Source organism: Streptomyces sp. NPDC020731 (genome assembly GCF_044334705.1).
In the GTDB taxonomy this organism is placed as follows: Bacteria; Actinomycetota; Actinomycetes; order Streptomycetales; family Streptomycetaceae; genus Streptomyces.
Map to the genome: position 1 here is coordinate 412,615 of NZ_JBIRTN010000001.1, position 23,312 is coordinate 435,926.

Annotated in this window: 22 protein-coding genes and 1 pseudogene; 16 read left to right on the forward strand and 7 right to left on the reverse strand. The window is 69.9% G+C overall.

The window, feature by feature from the left end:
- Positions 1 to 104: 104 nt before the first annotated feature.
- Genes ACH4VX_RS01870 through ACH4VX_RS01885 form a run of 4 tightly spaced genes read left to right on the forward strand, consistent with a single transcriptional unit; the run spans position 105 to position 2,734 of the window.
- Positions 105 to 524, forward strand: a complete 420-nt coding sequence (locus tag ACH4VX_RS01870) for a roadblock/LC7 domain-containing protein (protein WP_398365092.1) — start codon at positions 105 to 107, stop codon at positions 522 to 524.
- Complete coding sequence (locus tag ACH4VX_RS01875; RefSeq protein WP_398365094.1) at positions 521 to 877, forward strand: DUF742 domain-containing protein; 357 nt, start codon at positions 521 to 523, stop codon at positions 875 to 877. The genes ACH4VX_RS01870 and ACH4VX_RS01875 overlap by 4 nt, the downstream gene beginning before the upstream one ends.
- Entirely contained in the window at positions 858 to 1,475 is a 618-nt protein-coding gene (locus ACH4VX_RS01880) for a GTP-binding protein (RefSeq protein WP_398365096.1), read from the forward strand. The genes ACH4VX_RS01875 and ACH4VX_RS01880 overlap by 20 nt, the downstream gene beginning before the upstream one ends.
- On the forward strand, positions 1,472 to 2,734 hold the full coding sequence (locus tag ACH4VX_RS01885; protein ID WP_398365098.1) for a cytochrome P450: 1,263 nt from the start codon (positions 1,472 to 1,474) through the stop codon (positions 2,732 to 2,734). Before ACH4VX_RS01880 ends, ACH4VX_RS01885 begins: the two co-directional genes overlap by 4 nt.
- A gap of 93 nt (positions 2,735 to 2,827) precedes the next feature.
- On the opposite strand, the gene ACH4VX_RS01890 is transcribed toward ACH4VX_RS01885, so the two are convergent.
- Positions 2,828 to 4,045: a cytochrome P450 gene (locus ACH4VX_RS01890; RefSeq protein WP_398365100.1), complete on the reverse strand. Its 1,218-nt coding sequence runs from the start codon at positions 4,043 to 4,045 to the stop codon at positions 2,828 to 2,830.
- A gap of 659 nt (positions 4,046 to 4,704) precedes the next feature.
- On the opposite strand from ACH4VX_RS01890, the gene ACH4VX_RS01895 reads away from it, so the two are divergent.
- From ACH4VX_RS01895 to ACH4VX_RS01925, 7 genes are all read left to right on the forward strand, one after another.
- Entirely contained in the window at positions 4,705 to 5,892 is a 1,188-nt protein-coding gene (locus ACH4VX_RS01895; RefSeq protein ID WP_398365397.1) for an NDMA-dependent alcohol dehydrogenase, read from the forward strand.
- A gap of 99 nt (positions 5,893 to 5,991) precedes the next feature.
- The gene (locus ACH4VX_RS01900) at positions 5,992 to 6,612 is read left to right on the forward strand and encodes a Type 1 glutamine amidotransferase-like domain-containing protein (protein ID WP_398365102.1); all 621 of its coding nucleotides are present in this window, start codon (positions 5,992 to 5,994) and stop codon (positions 6,610 to 6,612) included.
- 85 nt (positions 6,613 to 6,697) lie between these two features.
- Positions 6,698 to 9,193, forward strand: coding sequence for a tetratricopeptide repeat protein (locus ACH4VX_RS01905; RefSeq protein WP_398365104.1), 2,496 nt, complete (start codon positions 6,698 to 6,700; stop codon positions 9,191 to 9,193).
- 27 nt (positions 9,194 to 9,220) lie between these two features.
- Positions 9,221 to 10,582: a CHAT domain-containing protein gene (locus ACH4VX_RS01910; protein ID WP_398365106.1), complete on the forward strand. Its 1,362-nt coding sequence runs from the start codon at positions 9,221 to 9,223 to the stop codon at positions 10,580 to 10,582.
- Positions 10,575 to 11,909 carry an aspartate aminotransferase family protein gene (locus tag ACH4VX_RS01915; RefSeq protein ID WP_398365108.1) on the forward strand — a complete coding sequence of 445 codons (1,335 nt, stop codon included), beginning with the start codon at positions 10,575 to 10,577 and terminating at the stop codon, positions 11,907 to 11,909. Before ACH4VX_RS01910 ends, ACH4VX_RS01915 begins: the two co-directional genes overlap by 8 nt.
- A gap of 68 nt (positions 11,910 to 11,977) precedes the next feature.
- Positions 11,978 to 13,630, forward strand: a complete 1,653-nt coding sequence (locus ACH4VX_RS01920) for a carbamoyltransferase (RefSeq protein ID WP_398365110.1) — start codon at positions 11,978 to 11,980, stop codon at positions 13,628 to 13,630.
- Positions 13,631 to 13,996: 366 nt separating this feature from the next.
- Positions 13,997 to 14,998, forward strand: coding sequence for a hypothetical protein (locus tag ACH4VX_RS01925; protein WP_398365111.1), 1,002 nt, complete (start codon positions 13,997 to 13,999; stop codon positions 14,996 to 14,998).
- Between the two features lie 15 nt (positions 14,999 to 15,013).
- Here the strand turns inward: ACH4VX_RS01925 and ACH4VX_RS01930 are convergent, their stop codons facing one another.
- The gene (locus ACH4VX_RS01930) at positions 15,014 to 15,661 is read right to left on the reverse strand and encodes an HAD family hydrolase (RefSeq protein WP_398365113.1); all 648 of its coding nucleotides are present in this window, start codon (positions 15,659 to 15,661) and stop codon (positions 15,014 to 15,016) included.
- 366 nt (positions 15,662 to 16,027) lie between these two features.
- Between ACH4VX_RS01930 and ACH4VX_RS01935 the strand changes: the two genes are divergently transcribed.
- The 3 genes from ACH4VX_RS01935 to ACH4VX_RS01945 all read left to right on the forward strand — a co-directional run bounded on the left by ACH4VX_RS01935 (position 16,028) and on the right by ACH4VX_RS01945 (position 17,792).
- Complete coding sequence (locus ACH4VX_RS01935; protein WP_398365115.1) at positions 16,028 to 16,480, forward strand: hypothetical protein; 453 nt, start codon at positions 16,028 to 16,030, stop codon at positions 16,478 to 16,480.
- A 242-nt stretch (positions 16,481 to 16,722) separates the two neighbouring features.
- Positions 16,723 to 17,595 (forward strand): helix-turn-helix domain-containing protein, encoded by an 873-nt coding sequence (locus tag ACH4VX_RS01940; RefSeq protein ID WP_398365117.1) that lies wholly within the window; start codon positions 16,723 to 16,725, stop codon positions 17,593 to 17,595.
- Positions 17,592 to 17,792 (forward strand): DUF397 domain-containing protein, encoded by a 201-nt coding sequence (locus ACH4VX_RS01945; protein WP_398365119.1) that lies wholly within the window; start codon positions 17,592 to 17,594, stop codon positions 17,790 to 17,792. The genes ACH4VX_RS01940 and ACH4VX_RS01945 overlap by 4 nt, the downstream gene beginning before the upstream one ends.
- Positions 17,793 to 18,131: 339 nt before the next feature.
- Here the strand turns inward: ACH4VX_RS01945 and ACH4VX_RS01950 are convergent, their stop codons facing one another.
- The gene (locus tag ACH4VX_RS01950; protein ID WP_398365121.1) at positions 18,132 to 18,287 is read right to left on the reverse strand and encodes a hypothetical protein; all 156 of its coding nucleotides are present in this window, start codon (positions 18,285 to 18,287) and stop codon (positions 18,132 to 18,134) included.
- A gap of 277 nt (positions 18,288 to 18,564) precedes the next feature.
- On the opposite strand from ACH4VX_RS01950, the gene ACH4VX_RS01955 reads away from it, so the two are divergent.
- Positions 18,565 to 19,296, forward strand: coding sequence for a hypothetical protein (locus ACH4VX_RS01955; RefSeq protein ID WP_398365123.1), 732 nt, complete (start codon positions 18,565 to 18,567; stop codon positions 19,294 to 19,296).
- Between the two features lie 572 nt (positions 19,297 to 19,868).
- On the opposite strand, the gene ACH4VX_RS01960 is transcribed toward ACH4VX_RS01955, so the two are convergent.
- The 4 genes and pseudogenes from ACH4VX_RS01960 to ACH4VX_RS01975 form a co-directional block, all read right to left on the reverse strand.
- Positions 19,869 to 20,513: a hypothetical protein gene (locus ACH4VX_RS01960; protein WP_398365125.1), complete on the reverse strand. Its 645-nt coding sequence runs from the start codon at positions 20,511 to 20,513 to the stop codon at positions 19,869 to 19,871.
- Positions 20,514 to 20,621: 108 nt separating this feature from the next.
- Positions 20,622 to 21,107 carry a LysM peptidoglycan-binding domain-containing protein gene (locus tag ACH4VX_RS01965; RefSeq protein WP_398365126.1) on the reverse strand — a complete coding sequence of 162 codons (486 nt, stop codon included), beginning with the start codon at positions 21,105 to 21,107 and terminating at the stop codon, positions 20,622 to 20,624.
- Between the two features lie 252 nt (positions 21,108 to 21,359).
- Positions 21,360 to 21,461, reverse strand: a pseudogene (locus ACH4VX_RS01970) (thioesterase family protein); the annotation flags it as partial.
- A 185-nt stretch (positions 21,462 to 21,646) separates the two neighbouring features.
- On the reverse strand, positions 21,647 to 21,994 hold the full coding sequence (locus ACH4VX_RS01975) for a MazG-like family protein (protein ID WP_398365127.1): 348 nt from the start codon (positions 21,992 to 21,994) through the stop codon (positions 21,647 to 21,649).
- Positions 21,995 to 22,145: 151 nt separating this feature from the next.
- Between ACH4VX_RS01975 and ACH4VX_RS01980 the strand changes: the two genes are divergently transcribed.
- Entirely contained in the window at positions 22,146 to 23,132 is a 987-nt protein-coding gene (locus tag ACH4VX_RS01980) for an aldo/keto reductase (protein WP_398365129.1), read from the forward strand.
- Positions 23,133 to 23,312: the final 180 nt, after the last annotated feature.

Below are 23,312 nucleotides of genomic sequence, written 5' to 3' on the forward strand. Positions count from 1 at the left end.
CGTACGGCACCCGGGGCGACGGCGCCCCTTCCCGCCCGAGCTCGTGAGATAGGAGGAACGGGCCGGTGACCGGTCAGCCGGACGCCACCGTCCCATCACCCACCATGCAGACCACCGACAACAGCCTCACCTGGCTCCTGCAGGGCCTCTTGGAACAGACCCCCGGCACACGTCACGCCCTGGTCCTGTCCCGGGACGGTCTGAAACTCTGCTGGAGCGAGCACCTGACGCTCGACCGGGCCGACCAGCTGTCGGCGATCTGCTCCGGCATCCAGGCCCTCGCCCAAGGTGCCTCCATGGAGTTCGGCGACGGCACCGGCGGCGTCCGGCAGTCGATGACCGAGTTCCACGGCGGCCTGCTGTTCATCGTGGAGGCCGGTGAGGGGGCGCACCTCGCCGTCGTCGCCAGGGAGGACGCCGATCCCGGAGTGATCGGCCACCAGATGACGGAGCTGGTCGAGCAGCTCGGCGAGCACCTGCGGGCCGAGCCGCGGGACCAGGCCAGGGGGAGCGGCACGTCGTGATGCGCAAACCCGTCGACACGGGTGATCCGGACCGGCTCTACACCGTCACCGGTGGACGGAGCCGCGCCGACGAGTCCTTCGACCTGGTCACCCTCATCGTCAGCGAGAGCGGGCCGGTGCCGGGGATGCAGTCGGAGCACGCCCGGATCCTGGAACTGTGCCGGCACCCCATCGCCGTCGTCGAGATCGCCGCGGAGCTCGGGCTGCCGGTCATGGTGGTGCGGATCCTGCTCGGCGACCTGCTGGACACGGGCCGCATCACCGCCCGCCATCCGCGCGCGGCGCCGTCCGTCGCCTCCCTGCCTGATTCCGCCCTACTCCAAGAGGTCCTCCATGGGCTCCGCAACCTCTGAGCTGCCCTCCCACCGCACACCGCTGAACGACACCGCGGAGACCGGTCTGAAGATCGTCGTCGTGGGCGGGTTCGGCGTCGGCAAGACGACCCTGGTCCGCTCCGTGAGCGAGATCCGGCCGCTCAACACCGAGGAGGTGATGACCCAGGCCGGCGTGGGCGTCGACGAGACCGGCGCGGTGACGTCGAAGACCACCACGACGGTCGCGTTCGACTTCGGGCGGATCAGCCTCAACGACCGCATGGTGCTGTACTTGTTCGGAGCTCCCGGCCAGGAGCGCTTCTGGTTCCTGTGGGACAGGCTGTTCTCGGGAACACTGGGAGCCGTGGTCCTCGTGGACACGCGCCGGATGGACGACTCCTGGTACGCGATCGACAGGCTGGAGCACCACCGCACACCCTTCGTGGTGGCCGTGAACCGGTTCGACGAGGACACCGACCGGTACTCCCTGGACGAGATCCGTCAGGCGCTCGCGCTGCCCGCCCACGTGCCGATGGTCGACTGCGACGCACGGGTCCGGCACTCCGGCAAGGACGTGCTGATCACCCTCGTGAACCACCTCCACGACATGGCCATCGCCGAGGAGACGACACTGTGACCGACCCAGGCGGCCCCTACGCGCACCCGGCGCCCCCGGGGTGTCCCGCCCACTCCGGCGCGGTGCGCCTGACGGGCCTCGAGTACCAGCAGACGCCGGCGCAGCTCTACCGCGCGCTGCGCCGGGAGCACGGTCCTGTCGCGCCCGTGGTGCTCGACGGCGACGTCCCGGCCTGGCTGGTGCTGGGCTACTCCGAGGTCACGTACGTGACCAGCCACGACGAGCTGTTCGCACGTGACTCGCGGCGCTGGAACCAGTGGGAGAACATCCCGCAGGACTGGCCGCTGCTGCCCTTCGTCGGGTACCAGCCGTCGGTGCTGTTCGCCGAGGGCGAGGAGCACCGGCGGCGGGCCGGGGTGATCACCGAGGCACTGGAGGGGATCGACCAGTTCGAGCTGTCCCGCGACTGCCTGCTGATCGCCGACGAACTCATCGCCCGGTTCGCCGGCAGCGGCCAGGCGGAGCTGATGGCCGACTACGCGCACGCCCTGCCGATGCGCACCGTGGTGCAGCTGTGCGGGATGCCGACCTCGGGTGAGGACACCCGCCGGCTCGTCGACGACCTGCGGATCTCCCTGGACGCGGGGGAGGGTGACGACCCGGTGGCGGCGTACGGGCGTGTCGGTGAGCGGCTGTGGCAGCTGGTGAAGGACAAGCGGGCCGCCCCCGGCCCGGACGTCACCTCGCGCATGCTGACGCACCCGGCGGGCCTGACGGACGAGGAGGTCGTCCAGGACCTGATCTCCGTGATCGCGGCGGCGCAGCAGCCGACGGCGAACTGGATCTGCAACACGCTGCGCCTGTTGCTGACGGACGAGCGGTTCGCCGTGAACGTGTCGGGCGGCCGGCTCAGCGTGGGCGAGGCGCTCAACGAGGTGCTGTGGCTGGACACGCCGACGCAGAACTTCATCGGGCGGTGGGCGGTGCGGGACGTCCAGCTGGGCGGCCGGCAGATCCGGGCCGGCGACTGCCTGGTACTGGGGCTGGCCGCGGCCAACACCGACCCGCAGATCTGGCCGGAGGGGCACGTGGGCGCGGAGAACGCCGCGCACCTGTCGTTCAGCAACGGCGAGCACCGCTGCCCCTACCCGGCTCCCCTGCTGGCGGACGTGATGGCGCGGACGGCGGTCGAGACGCTGCTGGAGCGGCTGCCCGACCTGGTGCTGGCGACGCACCCGGAGGAACTGACATGGCGGCCGTCGATCTGGATGCGGGGGCTGTCGGCACTCCCCGTGCGGTTCACGCCGGTGGTGCGGTAGCGCGGGTTCCCGGGCCCGTGGAAAGGGCCCGGAATCCGGCGCGGACCGGCGGGTGGGGCCGGCAGACGGAGCCGGCCGGTACGGGTCAGCCGCTCACGGGGTGAACCGCACCGGGAGGCTCTGCGGTCCGCGGGTGAAAACGCCCTGCTCGGCCGGTTCGAAGCCGTCGGCGAGGCGCACGTCCGGCATGGCGTCGAGGAGCTGGCCGACGCCGATCTCCACCTCGGCCTTGGCCAGCAGCGCGCCGACGCAGAAGTGCCGGCCGAGCGCGAAGGCGAGATGGTCGGCGGCGGCGGAGAAGGCGGTCGTGGTGGTGAGGTCGTCGCGGAAGATGTCGAAGCGGTCGGGATCGCGGTAGCGGCTCTCGTCGCGGTTGGCCGCACCTATCAGACAGGTGACGGTGGCGCCCGCGGGTACGGTGCCGCCGCTGAGCGTCACCTCCGTCGCCGACTGCCGCATGATCATGTGAACGGGCGGGGTGAACCGCAGGGTCTCGGCGAGGGCGCGCGGGATCAGCGAGCGGTCCGCGCGGACGGCGGCGAGCTGGTCGGGGTGGAGCAGCAGGTTCGCGAAGATGCCGGCGATGGCCTTGTCGGTGGTCTCGCCGCCCGCGGCGAGCAGCAGGCTGCAGAACGCCTTGATGTCCTCGTCGCTCATCCGCACCCCGTCGACCTCGGCGGCGCACAGCGCGGACAGCAGGTCGTCGCCCGGGTTCTCGCGGCGTTCCCGGATGATCGGCAGCATGTACTCGGCGAACTCCAGCCGGGTCCGCTCGCCCGCCGCCGTCACCTCGGGGTCGCCCGAGAGGTTCCCGAGGAAGGCGATGACGGCCGTGTACCAGCGGTGGAAGCGCGTGTGGTCGGCCTTGTCCAGGCCCAGCATGTCGGCGATGACGTTGACCGGGAAGCGGGTGGCGTAGTCGGTGACCAGGTCGGCGGAGCCGGTGTGCCGGAAGGCGTCGATCAGCTCGCGGGAGTTGCGCTCGATGACGGGCAGGAACTTCTGCTCCAGGTCGCTGCCGCGGAAGGCGGGGGCGACGAGGGCCCGGCGCACGGCGTGCTCCCGCCCGCTGAGCTGCAGGATCGTCTTGCCGTGCACGGGCTCGAGCTGCCAGGCGTAGTTGTCGGTGGTGAACTCGCCGGCCTTGTCCTTGAAGACGCGCTCGACGTCCTCGTAGCGCGAGACGATGTAGCTCTTCGTCGCCTCGTGCCAGATGAGGGGCGCGGTGTCCCGCATCACCCGGTAGGCGGGGTAGGGGTCCGCCGCGAACTCGGGCGAGAGGATGTCGGGCACCTGCTGGGCGGTGGACATGGAGCTCCCTGCGATCGTGACTTCGTGTACCGCACAAGGTTATTGATCAGCCATCAGTTGCGACAGGGCACCCGGTGGCCGACCGGTCCGGGAGGGGCATCGGCCGAAAACCGCCCCTCCCCGGTACCGGCCGTGAGGGGAGACGTCACCCCGGCCCGCCACCGCCGGGACCACACAGCCCGTCGGTCCGGCCCCTGGCGCCCGCCTGCTCGCCGTAGGGTCCGGTTCACGCCATCACGTGCCGCGCGGTGCGGAACCGGGCCGTCGTCCCGAGGCGGATCCCGCCGCCCTCCCCGGGGCCTTTGGGACCGGTCTCCGTCGAGCACGGAGTGATGTCCGGCAGGCGTCTTCGGCGGGCGGTCCCGGAACGTCGGTCAACCGTCGTGGGGGGTGGTTCCCGGTGTACGGCTCGACTCGTCCGCCGGCCCGCGTCGGGCGTCGGCGAGGCAGACGGTTTTGATTCGACTTGGTAGACACTTCCGAGCCGTCGACACTACGCTACGCTTCCGAACCATAACTGGCGGCAATCCCTTCGAGTCTGGATCTCAGGTTGGCGTGTTGGCGGACTTCTTCTTGCTCGTCGCCGAAAATCGATCACCGGATCGAGCAGAGGATTTCGAGTATGTCGCGACGACTGTCCGGAGTGTGCTCACCGTGTGATGACGGGCCGCTGCCTTCACCGTCCTCGTGGCTTACGCCGACGGGCCCCTGGCGACGTATTCCCATGGAGGCGGACGGTGCGGACGAAGGCGGCTGTTCTGACGGGACCCCGTCAGGATTGGGATGTTGTCGATCTGGAGCTGGACGGGCCCGGGGAAGGTGAGGTCCTCCTTCGGCTGGAGGCCGCCGGCCTGTGCCACTCCGACGAGCACCTCAAGTACAGCGAGGACGCACGCTTTCCCGTGGTGGGCGGCCACGAGGGCGCCGGGGTCGTCGAGAAGGCGGGACCGGGGGTGTCCCACGTGCGCCCGGGCGATCACGTGGTGTGTTCGTTCATCCCGGTCTGCGGTCACTGCCGGTGGTGTTCGACCGGGCGCACCTTTCTCTGTGACCAGTCCCCGGATCTGGTGGGGGCGATGCGGGACGGCTCCTTCCGGTTCCACGGTGACGGGCTCGACTTCGGTGCGATGGACAGCCTGGGAACGTTCTCCCGGCACGCGGTGGTCTCCGCCAACGGCTGTGTACCCGTCGACAAGGAGGTGCCGTTCGGCGTCGCGGCCCTGCTCGGCTGCTGTGTGCCGACGGGCTGGGGAGCGGCGGTCCGGGTCGCGGAGGTGCGTCCGGGCGATCTCGTCGTCGTCTTCGGATGCGGGGGAGTGGGCAGCAACGCCGTGCAGGGCGCCGTCGGCGCGGGGGCGGGTCAGGTGGTGGTGATCGACCCGGTGCGGGCCAAGCGGGACTTCGCGTCGCGCATGGGAGCGACCGCCGTCCACGCCGACGTGGAGTCGGCGGCGGACGACATCGCCACGAGCACCCGCGGAGTCGGAGCCGACGTCGCGATCGTCACGGCGGGCGTGGTCGACGCCCGGATCGTCAGTTCGGCGTTCGGCGTCACCCGGAAAGGGGGCACGATCGTCCTGATCGGCGCCCACGACCGGTCGGACGAACTGACGGTGAAACTGCCGGGAACCCTGCTCACGGTCGAAAGCAAACGAGTCGTCGGCTCGCTCTACGGTGGCTGCAATCCTCGAAGTGACATCCCCTTGCTGGTCCGTATGTACAAGGAAGGGAAAATCCTGCTGGATGAACTCATATCGGCCGAGTACCGGCTTGACGACATTCGTCAAGGATATGCCGACATGCATGCGGGGAAGAATATACGTGGTGTCATAGTGCACAGCGGTTAGCGCTGTCCGCCGGAAAGGTTCCGGCAGGGAATCGGATTTCCTCCCGGTCTGCCTTTCCGGCGATTTCTGCGTCAAATGATCGATTTCGGAGTGTGTTGTATGGCGTCGCGTGATCTGCTTCTCGTCTCCCTGGGGCTCGGTGCTGTGACCGAATTCGTCGGAGGTGACCCGGCGGGCAAGAGGCTGGCCTTCGTGCCCGACGCGGGTGTCCCGTACGAGGACCGCTCATTTGTCGACCGGGACCGGTCACTTCTGAGCGGAATGGGGTTCGACCTGCTGGAAGTGACCCTCGAGGGGAGGACGGCAGAGGAACTGCGCACCGAACTGGCGGACGTGGACGTGGTGTTCGTCGCCGGAGGGAATTCCTTCTACCTGCTGGAGAAGGCCCTGGCGAGCGGCTTCGGGGAGGTGCTCGGCGAGTTGCTCGACCACGGTGTCAAGTACATCGGGGCCAGCGCCGGCGCCATCATGGTCGGCCCCGACCTGCGGCCCGTGTCCACCCTCGACGACCCCGCGGAGGCACCGGGCCTCGAGAGCCTGCGCGGACTCGGTCTCGTCGACTTCGTGGTCCTGCCGCACTACGGGAACGAGAAGTACCTGCCGGAGTACGAGGCCATCATGCGCCGGTACGAGGGCGAGCTGACCCTCCTGCCGCTGCGGAACGACCAGGCGGTGTGGGTGCGGGGGGACAAGTACGAGGTCACCGGTTCCGCGGAATAACCCCTCTTCACGGCGGCGGGCCCCCGGCCGCGGTCGCGGATGGTGCGGTCGAAGGAGTGCGCAGGTGCCGGATGCCGGTGAGGCAGTGACAGTTCCCGTCCAGTCCGACATGCAGTCCCACCTCCCCCTGCGGCGCTACCGCAGTCTGGTGGGACGGGAGGACGTGGTCCGGCATGTGGTCGACCTCCTGGTCGAGGAGGCCCCCGCCGAGAACGTCCTGATCTACGGTCCGGCCGGCTCGGGCAAGACGTCCGTCGCCATCGAAGCCGTCCACCGCATCGCCGCCGCGGAGCCGCGGGACCGGTTCCTGCACTTCGACGCGCTGGTCTGGCTCTCGGCCCGGCCGGCGATCCTGACCGTGGACGGCGTGCTGCGCTCCCCGCTGGTCTGCGGGACGCTGAGCGACTTCATCACCAATATCTGCGCGGTCCTCGGGCGGACCGATGTGATGCGGGCGTTGCCCGACGAGCAGCCCGCGTTGCTGCGTGCCGCGCTGTCCCGAAAGCCGGTCCTGATCGTCGCCGACGACCTCGACGAGGTCGAGGACGAGCGGGTGCTCTCCTTCCTGGGCTCGCTTCCCGGTTTCTGCCGTGTGCTCGCGACCGCCAGGTCGCAGCTCGACTTCGGGAGGTCCGTCCGGCTCGGCCCGCTCTCGTTCCCGGAGGTCCAGGACCTGCTGCGGCAGATCCAGGAGAGGGAGGACGTCCGGCTGTCGCACGCCGAGGCGATACGGCTGCACACACTCTGCGGTGGCATACCCCTGGCGATCGTCTGGGCCGTGAACCTGGTGCGGCTGGGCTACGAGGTCTCGCACATACTCGACAACTTCGGCGAGACGACCGGCGATCTCCTCGAGTTCTGTTTCTTCAAGGCGTGGGATTCCGTTCAGGGCACCCCGGTCGGCGAACTCCTGGTCGCCATCGCCCTGTTCTCGGACGGAGCCTCGCACGAGCTCGCCCGCCGGACGTCCGGCCTGACCGAGCGGCAATGGGACTTCGAACGTGCTCTGGTGAGACTACGGCGACTCGGAGTGCTGGAGGCCACTACCGCACGACTGAACCTTCTCCCTATGACAAGGACGTACATCATGGGAAGCATCCTGCCCCAGCCGTCCGGCTCCGACGAGGACGATGTCCGAACCCGCTGGGTGGACGCGCTTGCCCATCACATCGCGCGAAGCCTCGCCCAGCCGCGATGGCAGGATTGTTTCGACCTGCTCGAGGCCGAACGCGCCAACATCGAGAGCCTGTTCGAGTGGGCACGGACGCGCCAGAACGAGACGGTGTACGCACGGGCCTCGGTGCTCTACTCGGACATCAGCTACTTCCTCTTCTGCCGCGGTTACTGGAGCCGGCTGGTGGACCACGGGAGTTGGGCGCTTCCCGCGCTCCGCGCGCAGGGCCTGGGCGAGGAGTACGTGACCGTACTGCTGACATGGGTATCCCGGGTCCACCTGCTGCGGGGGGACGAGGCGAAGCTGCGGGCCTGTTTCGACGAGGCGACGGACTTCCTCGCGGCGGCACCGCCGGACGCCCGGCCGCTTTATGAGGCCATCATCGACTACAACCGGGTGACCCACCTCGACCCGCGGGCCGTCGAGCACGACGGGGCCTCGAGTGTGCGGATGCTCCGCAGGATCGCCGGCGTCTTCAGTGAACTCGGCCGGGACGAGTGGTTCGCGCGCGTCGTCAACCGTCTTGGCAACATGCTCTCCGCATCCCAGGACCCCGACGCCGCCATCGAGGCGTTCGCCCAGGTCATCGAGGCCTCCCAGCCACATCTGGCCACGGCCTGGGGGAAGGACATGACCGGCATCGGCAAGGGGAACCTCGGGATTCTCGCCAATCGGCAGGGCCGGTACGAGGAGGCGATTCCCCTTCTGCGTGAATCGCGGGACCTCGTGGCCCAGGCCATGGACGGCGCCGTCGCACTCATGGAACTGGCGATCGCGCACTATCACCTCGGGCACCGTGCGCAGGCCCTCGACCTGGCCCTCCAGGCGCGCTCCGCGGCCGCGGCCCTCGACCTGGCCGTCAGTATCGCGGAGTCCGACACCTCCTGGGAGAAGGAGGTGCTCCCGCGGCTGCTCGCGGAACCGGCCACCGCACCCGTCGGCGGCAACGCGGTCGCCGTCGACCCGGAAACGGCCGAACAGATCGAGTCGCTGCTCCGGCAGGCCACCGAGGGCGGCGTGGCGGACCTGAGCGCTGCGGACCTCGAAGAGCGACTGGGAACCCAGCTGGGAGAACTCGTGCTGGAAACCGCCGCGACGGCGGCACCGCTCCCCCCGTGGGCCGGCGGTGACTACGGGCCGCTCAGCCTGGGCCGGCGCTTCATCGAGTACCACAGGGAATCCATCCGGTCCCAGCTGTGCCTGCCCGGCTGCCAAGGGCTCAAGCCGGAGTACGCCCAGTCGCTGTCGTTCCGCAACGGCGAGACGGGCGGTCTCCTGCCGCTCGTGGTGAGCCTCCTCGCCACCCTGAACTCGATCGAACCGGTCGTGGCGGTCCCGGTGGTGGCGGTGTTCGTCGCCCTGTGGCTGGCCCGCGTGGATCTCGACAGGTTCTGCCGGCAGTCGTGACGGAGCGGGGGGCCCTGGTGACCGCAGATGGCTGACTATCTCGTCGAACCCGCGCGCATCGCCGCACCGGCGGTGGCCGAGCTGGCACAACGGGCACGTCTGCTGCGCCTTGTCCCCGGCACCGCCGGCACCCTGGGGTTCGCCCGCTCGCAGGCCCGCGAGAAACTCGTCGAGTTCGGCCGGACGGCCTTCCGGGTGCTGTCGGAGAGCGCCGGGGGCGAACTGCCCGAGCGCGGTCGCTTCGCCGCCCCCCTGCTGCCGGCCGCACTGCTTCCCCAGGACCGGTTGTGGCTTCCCGCGGACGGCCCCGCGAGCCAGGTGCCGTGGGAAGCCGCTCGCGACGACGAGGGCAACTGGTTGGGCCAGGACCCCGCGGTGTCGCTCGTCCACCGCACCCGTTGGGGTGCGCACACGCACACTGAGCGCGTGGCGCCCGCCCGCCCGTCGGTGCTGGTCGCCACGGCGATGCCCCGAGGCCTGCCCAGCGCGAACGTCGAACTGCAGCGGCAGCGGCTCACGGCACTGGCCACCCGGTTCGAGTCCGCGGAGGGCATGTTCCACTGGTCGGAGAACCGGGATCTCGCCCTCATACGGCAGGAGATGGCGGAACGCCGCTGCGACGTCCTGCACGTGGTCGCACACGGCAGACCGGGCAAGATCCTCTGGGAGGACCGGCACCACGCTGTCCTCCCGTACGAGGCCGAGGAGTTCTGCGACCGGTTGGCCGGCCTGAGACCGAGCCTGGTGGTACTGAGCGTGTGCGACTCGGCCAGTCCGCCACCGCGCGGACGCTCACTGGCGGCGGTGATCACGGACCGGCTCGCCCACGCCGCCGTCGGCATGCGGGCGACCCTCGACGAATCGGCGGCGGCGCTGTTCGCGGGTGCCTTGTACGAGGGCCTGCTCGCGTCCCCCGGCACGAGCCTCGACCAGATGGTCCACCGCGGCCGCCAGGTCCTGTACCGGGCGTCGGCGGAGGGAAGGACCGACGCGATCCAATGGGTTCTGCCCACAGTGGTGTGCCGCGACGGGGCACTGAGGTTCGGCGCCGGCAGAACACGGCGGACGCAGCCGGCGCCTCCCCGCCCGGCAGTGCCCCGCGGCGCCGCCGAACTGCGCCTGCCGGACGGATCCCGGATACCGCTGGTCCTGCCCCGGACGATGATCGGCCGCAGCAACAGGGCGGACATCACGTTCCCGTCCCCCTCGCTCAGACCGTTCCACGCGGTGGTCAGGGCCACCCCGAGCGGATACGAACTATGGGATCTCAGCTTCGGCAGTTCATCGGTCAACGGGATCCGGGCCGACCGGATCGTCCTGTCGAACGACGACTCACTCGCCTTCGGCCCGTTGCTCTGCCGGTTCGTCATGAAGGAGAGCGATGACTGAACGCGGTGGCGGTCTCCTCCACGGGGACTGGTCCGGCACCTGGCCCGTCGCGCGGAGCGGCGAGGGCGTGTACCTGTACGACCGTGACGGACGGCGGTTCCTCGACGCGGTGGGGGGCGCGCACGTCGTCACGATCGGACACGGCGTGGGCGAGATCGCCGACGCCATGGCCGAGCAGGCACGAAAACTGGCTTACGCCAGTTCACGGACCTGGGTGAACGACCCGCAGGTGGAACTCGCGGAACTGATCAGGTCACGCACCCCTCCGGGTCTGGGGTGGGTCTACTTCACCAGCAGCGGCTCGGAAGCGGCGGAGATGGCGATGCAGCTGGCCCGCCAGTACCACCTGGAGCGGAACGAGCCGGAGCGCCACAAGGTCATCGGCCGGTGGCACAGCTACCACGGCGGCACCCTCGGGGCGGTCGGCATGGGCGGCCACGCCGTCCACCGGGAGCGCCTCGGTCCGTACCTGCCGCCCGTCCGGCATGTGGTGCCGCCGCAGTGCGCCCACTGCCCGCTCGGTCTGAGCCGCCCCTCGTGCGAAACCAGGTGCGCGACCGATCTGGCCGACACGATCGAGCAGGCGGGCCCGGAGACGGTGGCCGCGTTCATCGCCGAACCGATCGGTGGCACGACGAGCGGCGCCGTCGAACCGCCCCCCGGTTACTACGAGACGGTCCGGTCGATCTGCGACGCGTACGGAATCCTGTTCATCGCGGACGAGGTCGTCACCGGGTTCGGGCGAACGGGGAAGGACTTCGCGATCCAGCACTGGGACGCGACACCGGACCTGATCCTGTGCTCCAAGGGGCTGACGAGCGGATACGCCCCTCTGGGCGCCGTCGTGGTGCACGAGCGCGTCGCCGACGCCATCAGGACCGGCACCGGAAACGTTTCCCTGCGGATGACGTACTCCGGGCATCCGGTCAGCTGCGCGGCCGGCCTCGCGGTGCAGCGCCACATAGCGGACCACGGCCTCGTCGACCGGTGCGCGTCGATGGGCGAACGCCTCAAGGAGCGCCTGACCGCGATGGGTGAGACGTCCGCGTTCGTCTCCGAGGTCCGGGGCCGCGGACTCCTGCTGGCCGTGGAGCTGGCCGCCGAGCCGGGCAGGGGCGTGGCCTTCCCCAGGACCGAACGGGTCCAGGAACGTGTCGTCGCGGAGGCGTTCCGCCGCGGCATGCTGCTGATGGGCGGCAGCGGCACGGCCGATTCGCCGGACGGCGACCACCTGCTGGTCTCGCCGCCGTTCGTCCTCACCGAGGCGGAGGCCGATCTCCTGGTGGAACTGCTCCGGCAGAGCATCGCGGCGGTCCTGGCCGGGTGAGTCCGACGGCCGGGAACCGTCTTCCCGGAGCCGGGAGGACGGGCACGTGTCCAAGGGGAGGGTGGGGGATGAACTACACGGTGGCGGGCCTCGCGATCGGCCACGACTGCGGCTGTGCCCTGATGCGCGACGGCCGGCCGGTGGTCGCGATATCCGAGGAACGACTCGACCGGCACCGGCATTCCGGCCTGTGGGCCGCTTCGCTCACCTACTGTCTCCAATACGCGGGCATCGAACTCCGGGACGTCGACCTGTTCGTCTTCAGCAGCGGCGGCCCCGACCTCCCCGCGGGATTCGACGGGGGACTGGCGTCACTCGGGGTCGACAAGAGCCGCATCGTGACAGTGGACCACCATCTGTCCCACGCGTTCGGGGCCTTCTGCCTGTCCGGCTTCGAGGACGCCGCGGTGCTCGTTCTCGACGCGGTGGGAAACTCGGAGGACACGGAGAGCGCCTACACGGCCTCCCGGCACGGCGTGGACCGCATCTCCGGCCGCGACCCGGCGCGCCCGCGGTACAAAGGCGTCGGTTCGACCTACGAGGCGTTCACCAACTTCCTCGGCTTCAACGACGAGGAGTCCGGCAAGACGATGGCGCTGGCCGCCTACGGCGATCCCGAACGCTTCGACGTGCCGCTGTTCGACTTCACCGGCGGCAGGATCATGGGGCGGCTCGACCGGACCCACCACTGGGGGGTCATGGAGTTCGCCCGGAAGAGCGGACTCGCGTTCGGCGAACCGTTCGATGCCGGCCGGTCGCAGGACAGCCGTGACGTGGCGGCGTACGTGCAGCGGGAGACCGAGAGGGCGTTGCTCGAGCTGATCGGCGACCTGCTGGGGCGCACCGGGGCGAGTCGCCTCTGCCTCTCCGGCGGCGTGGCGCTCAACTGCGTCGCCAACGAGCGGGTCCGCCGTGCGTTCCCGCAGGTCGACCTGTTCGTGCCGCCTCCGGCCTCCGACACGGGGCAGCCGCTCGGCAACGCGCTCTACGGCCACTGGTACGGCTCGGGGGAGATGCCGGCCGTGCACCGGACGTCGGCCTCGTTCGGCCGGGAGTACGGTGAACGGAGCATCCGGCGCGCACTCGCCAAATTCCCGGACACGCTCACCTACGGCCGCCTCTACCGCCACCAGTTCGAGTACACGACGGAATCCGACCCGGCTCGCGCCGCGGCCCAACTCCTCGCGGACGGGGCGGTCATCGGCTGGTTCCAGGGCGGCAGCGAGATCGGGCCCCGTGCGCTGGGCCACCGCAGCATTCTGGCGGATCCGCGGGATGCCGGGATGCGCACCCATGTGAACTCCGCCATCAAGCACCGGGAGTGGTTCCGGCCGTTCGCGCCCAGCATCCTCGCGGAGGAGAGCCACCGCTACACAGGGGATGACGTCAGCCGTCCGTTCATGCTGGAGAGCCCGGTGATCCTGGAGTCCGCCCGGGCGGACATCGCGGGGGCGATCCACGTGGACGGCACCGCACGCGTGCAGTGCGTGATGCCCGAACAGCGGCGCTTCCACCGGCTCATCAGCGAATTCGCAGAGAGGACCGGGGTCCCCGCGCTGCTCAACACCTCGTTCAACGTGCGGGAACCCATCGTCGAGACCCCGGGGCAGGCCCTGGGGACCTTCCTGTCCAGTGAGCTGGACTACCTGGTGATGGAGAACTTCGTGGTGTCCAAGAAGGGTCGGCCGATGAGGGGTCGGGGCGGTGGCGATGGCGCTTGACAGGTCTCTGTCGTTGTGGCGGGGATTCCCGGACGAGTCCGCCGAGCGGGTGAGGGGTCAGGCCGTCCGCGTGCTGGCCGAGGCGGCGCGGGACGGCCGGAACACCGGACCGGACGGCGGTGTCTCCCTCCACGGGCTCCGGTCCGACACGCAGGGGCGCGGCACCTGGCTGTACCTCCCGCCCGGTCCTCGGCGCGCGCTCACCGACGCCGTCGCCCGGCTGCGCACGGGGCGGGGGTGTCCGTACGGGATCCTCGAGGACGCGGGGTACTCGTCATCGGTTCGGCCGGGGCCCGCGCGGACGGGGTCGTCCTGTCGGGCGGTTCGCACTGCGACGTCCTGCTCCGGACGCACGGGAAGAGCTCCGTGATCACCAAGGCCGTCTCCAAGAGCGGGACGTCGAGCGGCACCGACGGATTGCACCGCCATCGCAACGAGGCCGAGTGGCTCGCCCTGGTGGGGAGGGAGAGCGACCTGTTCCCGAGGGCACGTGTCGTGGAGGACAGCGCCGAGTCGTACGCGTTCGAGACGGATTTCTTTCCCGGGTACTCGGCTGCCGAACTGGTCTTCCAGCGAAGGATGTCCGGGGAACGGCTCGCGGGGATCCTGGTGCGGATCTACGAAGAACTCCGTTCCGGTTTCTACTGCCGGCCGCCGGTGCTGACCGGCCGGCCGGATCCGGACGCGGACTACGTGGCGAAGATCCGGCGGCGCTGCCGGCTGACACGTGCCGCGCTGAAGGAAGCCGGCTCGCCGCTCGGTGCCGTCCTCGGAGCCGGCCGGGTCCGGGTGAACGGCAGACCGTGTCCCTCGCTTCCCGACCTGCTGTCGAGGATCGAGACGGACCCCTTCTGGCAGCCGGTCGTCCGGCCCAGGGGGGTTCACGCCTGTCATGGGGACCTCATCCTCGAGGACATCCTCGTGGGCCGGGGGCCGGCGCACGAGGTCATGCTCATCGACCCGAACCCGTACAACCGGCACGGTCTCCTGGACCTGGCGAAGACGATGCTCTCGCTGTGGGTCGGATACGAGTTCGTCTACTTCGACTTCTTCGAGGTCACCGTCGGGACCGGGGAGTCCGAAGGCTGTGTCTCGGTCGACGTCGTAGTCGACGCGGACGAGTTCCGGAAGGAGTACGCCGAGGCCGCGGAGCGGTTCATGGACTACGCGAGAAGCGAACTGCCCGGAGTTCTGGGGCTGCCCCGGAAGGAGTTCGACAGGATGGTGCGCATGGCGGCGGCCCTGACCGCTCTCGCCCTGCCCGCGTTCCACCTCATACGGCACAACCGGCCGGACCGTGCGCTGGCGTTCGCGGCCCTGGGAATCCTGCACGCCTCGTACGCCCTGGCCGACGAGACGCCGCGGTGACCGCCCTCGACGGGTTCACCCCCGCGCGAGGAGGTCGGGCAGGAGACGCATGTCGTCGAACATCTCCGCTCCGGATCCGGCGAGCCAGGACGCGGGCGTGACGCCGCCCACGTATCCGAACACCGTCATCCCCGCGGATCGTGCCGCCCGCACCCCCGAGGGGCTGTCCTCCACGACGGCGCAGTCGGCGGGGGCGACCCCGAGGCGCCGGGCGGCGTGCAGGAACAGGTCGGGGGCCGGCTTCCCGCGCGAAACCTCCGTGGAGCTGAAGACGCGTCCCTCGAACAGGTGGTACAGGCCCGACATGCCGAGCGTCCGGCGCAGTCGTTCGTGGGTGCTGCTGGACGCCACGCACGTCGGCGTCCCGATCCGGTCCAGGGCTTGTTCGACGCCGTCCACCGCCGTCAGACTCGCCTCGAACGCCCGGTCGATCGCGGCGTGGTACTCGTCCTCCCAGCCGGCGGGCAGCGGCCGTCCGAGATGGCTCTCGATCTCGTGCACCATGTGCGCGTGCGAGCGGCCGAGGAAGCGCTCGAGGATGTCCGACTCGGTGAGATGCCAGCCCACTTCGGCCAGCATGGCCCGATCCACCTGGATCGAGATCCGCTCACTGTCGACCAGGACACCGTCGCAGTCGAAGATCACGAGCTTGAACCGGGTCATGTCCGTAACGGTACCCGTACGGCGGACGAACGCCGTCGGCGTGCGTCATCGGGTGGCATCCCCGGGGCCCGGGAGCTGGACACGACTCCCGGGCTCCGCCACGTCCAGGTGAGTGGTGTCGTTCCAGATGCCGGAACGGCGCTGGAAGTCCGGCTGGAGGTCGATCAGCCTGCGCTTCAGCCGCTGGAGGACGAGGTCGATCGTGGGGTTGCGGGGGGCGACGGCGACGCGTGACGGATCGCACGTGCGCCGGTGCGTCCGCCGTGTGCGTCGCGAACGCCTGGGGCGGGGCAGGTGTCGCGCCGTACGCTGCCTGCGGGGGACGGTACGTCGTCAGTGCCGGTGCGAGCCGTACGGGGGTGCGTTGTGCAATGGACGGACACGACGGAGGCGCTCGCCGCGGTGGTCGCGAGTACGGCCGCGGTCGTGGGTCTCGCCGCGGTGATCGTGCAACTGCGGCACCTCGCGGAGGGGATCAGGTCGTCGGCCCGTCGCGCGACCTACGACATCGGGGTCCAGATCAAACTGGTCCTCATCGAGCACCCGCACCTGCGGCCCTTCTTCTTCGACGACGTCCCGGTTCCGCCCGATCACCCGGACACCAACAGGATCGCCTCACTCGCCGAGCTCTACTGCATCTACTTCCAGGAGTTCGTGGAGCAGTCCCACAACCTGAGTCCGGGCAACCAGGCCGCGTGGGGGTCGCTGGTGCGGTCCATGTACCGATCGAGCCCTCCCATCCGCAGACAGTTGGACCTCCACTTGTCCTGGTATTCGGAGGAGGTCCAGGACATCGTCCGGACTCTCCGGAGTGAGTGAGTGAGCCGGGTCCGGGCTGAGCCGCCGGTGGCCACCGAGGAGCAGGCACGTACTCGATCTGGCGAACCGTGGTCGTCCACCGGTTCCTCCGCGCGGCGAGTCCTAGCGTTGACGCCGGGTGATGGGCCGACCGGGTGCGTTGTACGCGTTCCGGCGGCGTGTGTACGCGGGGCGGGCCGTGTCCTCCGGCGAGGCGGGGGAGTTGGGCGGACCGGTCGGTAGGTGGCGGAGGTGCGCGGGCGATGAGCGAGACGGTGCGGGAGCCGGGGGAGACGACGGCGGCCGGGCAGGAGGAGCCGGAGGCGGCTTCACCGGAGCCGGGGGCGGGGATCCTGCGGGTGTTCGGGCGGCAGATGAAGCTGTGCCGGATCCGGGCGGGGCTGGAGCGTCCGGAGGTCGGTACGCGGACGGGGTACTCGCCGTCCACCATCGCGGCCTACGAGCAGGGGCGGCGGATTCCTCCGCCGAGGTTCATCGACGTGGTGGACGAACTGCTCGACGCAGGCGGGTTGTTGAAGGAGATGAAGGAGGAGGTCGCGCGGGCGCAGTATCCGGCGTTCTTCCGGGATGCGGCTCGGTTGGAGGCGGAGGCGGTTGAGCTGTGGGTCTACGGGACCCACGCGGTGCCTGGACTGCTGCAGACCGAGGAATACATGCGGGCTGTGTTCGAGATGTGGCGCCCCTTGCTGGACGAGGAGACCGTCCAGCAACGCATTGCGGCGCGACTTGCTCGGCAGGAGGTCTTCGCTCGAAGGCCTGCTCCGCTGGTGAGCTTCGTCATCGACGAGGCGGTTCTGCGGCGACCGTTGGGAGGGCGCCCCGTCATGCGTGGGCAGTTGGAGCAACTTCTGCTCGTCGGTGCGTACCGCAGTGTGGAGATCCAGATCATGCCGCTTGACCGGGAGGACAACGCGGGCGTGGACGGGCCCTTCACCGTGTTGCACAGAGACGGTGCTGATCAAGTGGCCTATCTGGAGGCGCAGGGACGGAGCACAATCGTGTCGGAGCGAGCAGAGGTCCGCGGCATCGTGTCGCGTTATGGGATCATCCGAGCGCAAGCTCTCACTCCGCGTGAGTCCTTGGCCTTCATCGAGAAGTCGCTGGGAGAAGCATGAGCGTCGAAGAGACCGTCCAGCTCGACTGGTTCAAGAGCAGTTACAGCGGCGGAGCCGGTGGTGAGTGCGTAGAGGTGGCCACCTGCCCGCACACCGTGCACGTGCGGGACTCGAAGGACATCAACCGCCCCATGGTGGTGATCGGTTCGGAGGCGTGGGCCGCGTTCGTCGGGTTCACCGCCGACCGGATCGGCTGAGTCGCCGCTTTGCTGCTGTGCCCTGTGGCTCCGAGGGGAGACACAGGGCACAGGTGTGTCCGGGGTGGTGCGGTGGCCAGGCGTCCACGGTCACCGGCTCGGGCGACGTCCAACGGCCTGCGGTGATCTCGGCGTCCAGTCGCGCCTGGAAGTGCGCGTGCGCAGCCCGCATCTCGGCCTCCGCCCGGTTCCTCGCCTCGTCCTCGCGCTGCTTTTAGGTGTTCAGCAGCCCCGCCTTGAGGTCCTTGGGCAGCACCTCGGCGAGGTAGTGCGCCGAGAAGTAGTCTCCGCGGTTGACCAGGGAGTCGTACGTCATGTCCCGTCTCTTCTCAGGGCTTCTCAGGGCGGGGGGGCGTCCGGGACCGTCTTGGGGAAGAGCCGGGAGCGGCGGGAGTCCGACGGCCCGCACCGGACGAGCCCGTGGTCGTCCGGTGCGGTACCGGTCTGCTGGACGGTCACCCCGCTGCCTCCCCTGCCCGTCGTGCGTGCTGTCACCGCCGTTGTTCCGCCGACGCTGTTGTACCGCTCCACTGCGCCCTACGTGCGGCAAACCGCGTGAACCACCTTCACCGGGACAGATGTACAGGTCAAGCAGTGGCGGTGGTCGCGAGGCGGTGCCCCGGGGCACCGTGGTCCGCCGCCGGGGGCGTACCGGGACACACGCTCAGCCCCCGGACCGGGCCGCGACGGCCCGCGGGGCGCGGCGATAAAAGGGAGTGCGGGCGTTCGAGCAGGCGGGATATGTTCCTGCCTGTTCGAAGGGGGGCCCGACATGGCGAAGCTGAACCAGATCATCGCTGTCGAGAAGGGTGTCAAGAGCAAGTCGCTCCAGGACGTCAACGCCGCGCACACCAAGGTGCAGAAGCCGGCGCTGCTGGCCGGTATCTCGCGTACGTACCAGCCGAAGGACGAGGAGGGCGAGCAGTTGCCGCCCGAGTCGACGCGGGTGCAGGTGCAGGCCGAGGACGTGCTGCGGGAGATGTCCGCGTCGCTGACGCGGCTGTTCGACGTGACCGCGACGAAGGACTGGGCGAACTGCGCGGCCCGCGCGGACGTCACCGTCGACGGACGGACGATCGTCGCCGATGTTCCGGTCAGCTACCTGCTCTTCCTGGAGAAGCAGCTTGCCGACCTGCACACCTTCGTGAAGAAGCTGCCCACCCTCGACGCCGCCGAGTCCTGGTCCCACGACCCGTCCACGGACTGGTGGAAGACCGACCCGGTGCGGACCATCCGTACGAAGAAGGTTCCGCGCAACCACGTCAAGGCGGAGGCGACCGAGAAGCACCCGGCGCAGGTCGAGGTGTACTACGAGGACGTGCCCATCGGATACTGGACCACCGTGAAGTTCTCCGGCGCCCTTCCGGCGCGGCGGGTGAACGAGCTGGTGGAGCGGGTCGAGAAGCTTCAGCAGGCCGTGAAGTTCGCCCGTGAGGAGGCCAACGGCGCCGAGGTCACCGACCAGCGGGTCGGCGAAGCGGTGTTCGGCTACCTGTTCGGCTGACGCCGACCACGATCGCCCCCGCGTGCGAGCGCGGGGGTGCGCGACAGCGCGGGCCGGAATTGAGGTCCGGTCCGCGTGAGGAGCGCAAGCTGACACTGAAGTTCAGCCTGAAGAAGCGGTCTGCCGAACCGGCGGCCGCCGTCAATCTCAGACTCTCGCTCCAGTCTCAGCATCGCCGCCGATCGCCGGACCGACCGGGGACGGACGAACGCCGTCGGATGCGAGTTCGACTCTCGCCTGCGCCTCTTGCCTGGCGCGGTAGTTCAAAGGAAGAACACGACGGCATGATGACTGATCCGTCCTCTTAAACGCGCCGGCGTGCGCAATTGGGTGGCATCCCCAGGGGCCCGGGAGCTGGATACGACTCCCGGGCTCCGCCACGTCCGGCGACGACGGCGTATCCGGACGTGATCGCGGACGTCATCACTCGAGTTCTACGGGTGGACCGTTGAAGGACTCCCATCGACTGATCGAATACGCGTACGTCGGCCCACCGGAACCGAGAGAAGGACGGTTCGGTGCGACCGGGTTCCCCGTCGACGAGGTGCGCGATGAGGACGGGGTCCGGCGGTTCAGTGAATCGGCGCCCAGTGCTCCAGGGCATCGTCCAGGAGGGGATTTCCGGGGTCGTCCCAGATCAGGCAGCCCCATACGAGGCCGGGTACATCGGGGCCCGTCAGGTCCGCCGGGCCTTCGGTCACCGTCCGGTGGACGGTTTCGAGATAGGCGGCGATCGACGGATACGAGGGTTTCCCCGGCAACCGGTCCGGGAGCGACCAGCTTCCGACGCCGCCGGTGCCGACCCAGTGACCCGACTCGGGCCCGGCCTCGTCCCCCGTGAGCCACGGAACCACCTGGGCGCCACCCCAGTAGTCGCTCTCGCCGGTCCGGGGAAGCCGGGGCCACAGTGCCCGGGCCGGGGAGAGGATCACTCCGCCCGGCAGGAAGGCCCCGGAACCGATTTCTCCCTCCTCCTCGTTCTCCTCGATGTACTGATGCTCCACACCGCCGCACAGCCGCCACAGGGCGGCCAGCTCGACGGGTAGCCCGTACCCGAGACACCGCGTCAGCTCGGAGTCGGCGGCGGTGATCTCCGCCTCCGTCGCGGGCGGCAGGAGGGAGGCGTGGGAGACGGGGGCGTGCTCGGCGAGCCAGCCGGTCAGGGCCGTCCAGGCCGTTGTGAGCCGTTCGGTTTCACGCTGCGCTTGAACAGGCATCGGGCCACGGTACTCGTACGGCTGTGCCCTGTGGCTCCTCGCCGGACCCGGCCGGACCCGCGAGACACAGCCGGCGCCCGGCCACTCGCTGCGACCCGACGAAGGTCGTCACCCCTGGGCGGGCAGGTCCGGGACGGCCTCCGTCAGGCAGGCCGCCGGGTCGTTCTCCTCCGTCACACAGGCGATGAAGGGCTCGACCAGTTCGAGGAGCGCACTGCTGGGGACTTCCTCCAGGAAGTCGAGCCGGTCCAGCAGCAGGGGTGCCTGATCGAGCAGCCCGAGGAAGCACTCGCCGATGTCTTCGGGTGCCTGCGCTTCGGGGCAGAGCGTGCTGCCGAGCAGTTGTGGATCCTGTGTCAGGACACGGTCCAGGACTTCCTGGACGGCCTGCTCGTTGGCCTTCATCGCAGCAGGGTCCGGAATGGCCAACTCGGCGCCGGGGAAGATCCAGTGGCCGATGTCGCTGCCGTCGCGCCCGTGGTCCCGGGCGGTCTTCCCGATCGTCTTGGCGTTGGCCCCGAAGAGGACCCACCATTTCGTTCCGTCGCCGTAATGGTCGTCGGCGATCTCCCACAGGGTGTTTCCCCGCGCCACGGTGTGGGTCTCGTGACGCGCCTGATCCTTCGAGTGCCCGGCCGACGGCCGGTGCGGCCGGTCTCGGTCCTCCGTGGCCGCTGCCTGACCCGTGGCCAACAGCATCGAGCCGGCCGTCAAGCCGCTGATGACGGTCAGAGTCAGACCGCGGCGGCGTATGTGCCGCATATCTCGCCTCCCGAGGTGAACGCGTACTGTGACGAAGCCTCACGCTAAGTCGCGGGGGGTGGCGCGGCGCGACCACTGGGCCGATCAGCCGATGGACCGCACCGTCAGGATCTGCCGGGCCCGGCCCACCGGGCCGTCCACGTCGTGGAGGACCGTGCTGGTGAGGCCCTGGCCGGAGGGGGCGAAGGCTGTGACGCCGGCTGCGCCGGGGTTCCGGGTCCGGGGGTGAAGGCGCGGCGCACGGTTTCGGCGGGGGCGCGGCATCGGGTTTCGTGTTCGCTCTCGGGGTCCTCGGGGGTGGCGGTGTGCATCAGGCCGGCCGGTGACCAGGTCGGCGCCATCGCTGCCACGATCGAGAGGACGTCGGCCGGCTAAGCGCCGAGCGAGCGGCGCGTGACCCGTTCCAGGTGGCCGGTGAAGACCTCGCGGGCGTCGGGGGTGAGGGTGCGCAGGGCCACCAGCGCCGTGACGGCGACGTCGCACAGTTCCGACCGGACGTCGTCCCAGGTGTGCGTGGTGCCCTTGCGCGGGTTCTGGCCGGTGGCGCCGATCACCGCCTCGGCGACCTCACCCACCTCCTCGGACAGTTTGATGATCCGCAGCAGCAGGCCCTCCCGGCCGTCGGCCGGACGGTTCGCGTCCAGCCAGCCGCACAGGTCGTCGATGGAGTCCCACAGGTCGGCGGCCGGGGGAGGGGGCGGAGGCAGGTGGTCGCTCATGAACGCCGAGCCTGGCACACGGCACTGACAGGTACAGGTACAGGTACAGGCACAGGTACAGGTACAGGCACCGGCGCAGGCGCAGGCACCGGCGCAGGTTCCGAGTGGCGGCTTGCCTTCGCGCGCACTCCAACTCCTAGCGTTCCCGGGCATGGAGACCACACGGACACTGGGACGCAGCGGTATCGAGGTCAGCGCCGTCGGGTTCGGCTGCTGGGCGATCGGCGGTGAGTGGCAGGACCCGGGCGGGCAGCCCCTGGGGTGGGGCAAGGTCGACGACGAGGAGTCGACACGGGCGATCCGGCGCGCACTCGACCTGGGCGTCACCTTCTTCGACACGGCCGACGTCTACGGGACCGGACACAGCGAGTACGTCCTCGGGCGGGCCCTCGGACGACGCCGGGACGAGGTCGTCGTCGCCACCAAGTGGGGCAACGTCTTCGACCCGGAGTCCCGCACCCTCACCGGCGGCGACGACTCCCCGGAGCACCTCCGCCGTGCCCTGACCGCCTCGTTGCGCCGTCTCGGCACCGACCGCGTCGACCTGTACCAGCTCCATCTCGCCGACGCGGACCCCGACCGGGCGGCCCGACTGCGGGACGCCTGCGAGGAACTGGTGGTGCAGGGGCTGATCCGGGCCTACGCCTGGAGCACCGACGACCCGGCCCGCGCCGCCGTGTTCGCGAAGGGGCCGCACTGCACCGCCGTACAGCACGCGCTCAACGTACTCACGGACGCGCCCGAGATGCTGCGGCTGTGCGAGGAGGCGGAGCTCGCCTCCGTCAACCGCAGTCCGCTCGCCATGGGCCTGCTCACCGGCAAGCACGCCGGACGGCAACCGCTTCAGGAGGGGGACATCCGCAGCAGGCCGCCCGCCTGGCTGCGGGGTTTCGGTGCCGGGTCCGGCGCCGACCCGGAGTGGCTCGCGCGCGTCGACGCGCTGCGGGACGTACTCACCGGCGACGGCCGCACGCTCGCCCAGGGCGCCCTCGCCTGGCTGTGGGCCCGGAGCCCGCGCACCGTGCCGATCCCCGGTTTCCGGTCGGTCGCCCAGGCGGAGGAGAACGCGGGGGCGCTCGAGAAGGGGGCGCTGAACGGCGAGCAGATGGCCGAGGTCGAGCGAATCCTCGGCCGTTAGGGGGCGGTTGCCGGCCGGTTCACGCGACAGCCGTTCCACCCACCGGTGTGTACCCGCGGTCCCGCGCGGGGCCACCCCCAACCCGGTGGTGTGGAACGGCTGCCGCCTCCCCCCTGGACATGGCCTGCGGAAGCCCCTTGCTCCAAGTGTGAAGCTTTGGTGTAGAAGAGTTGAGCATAA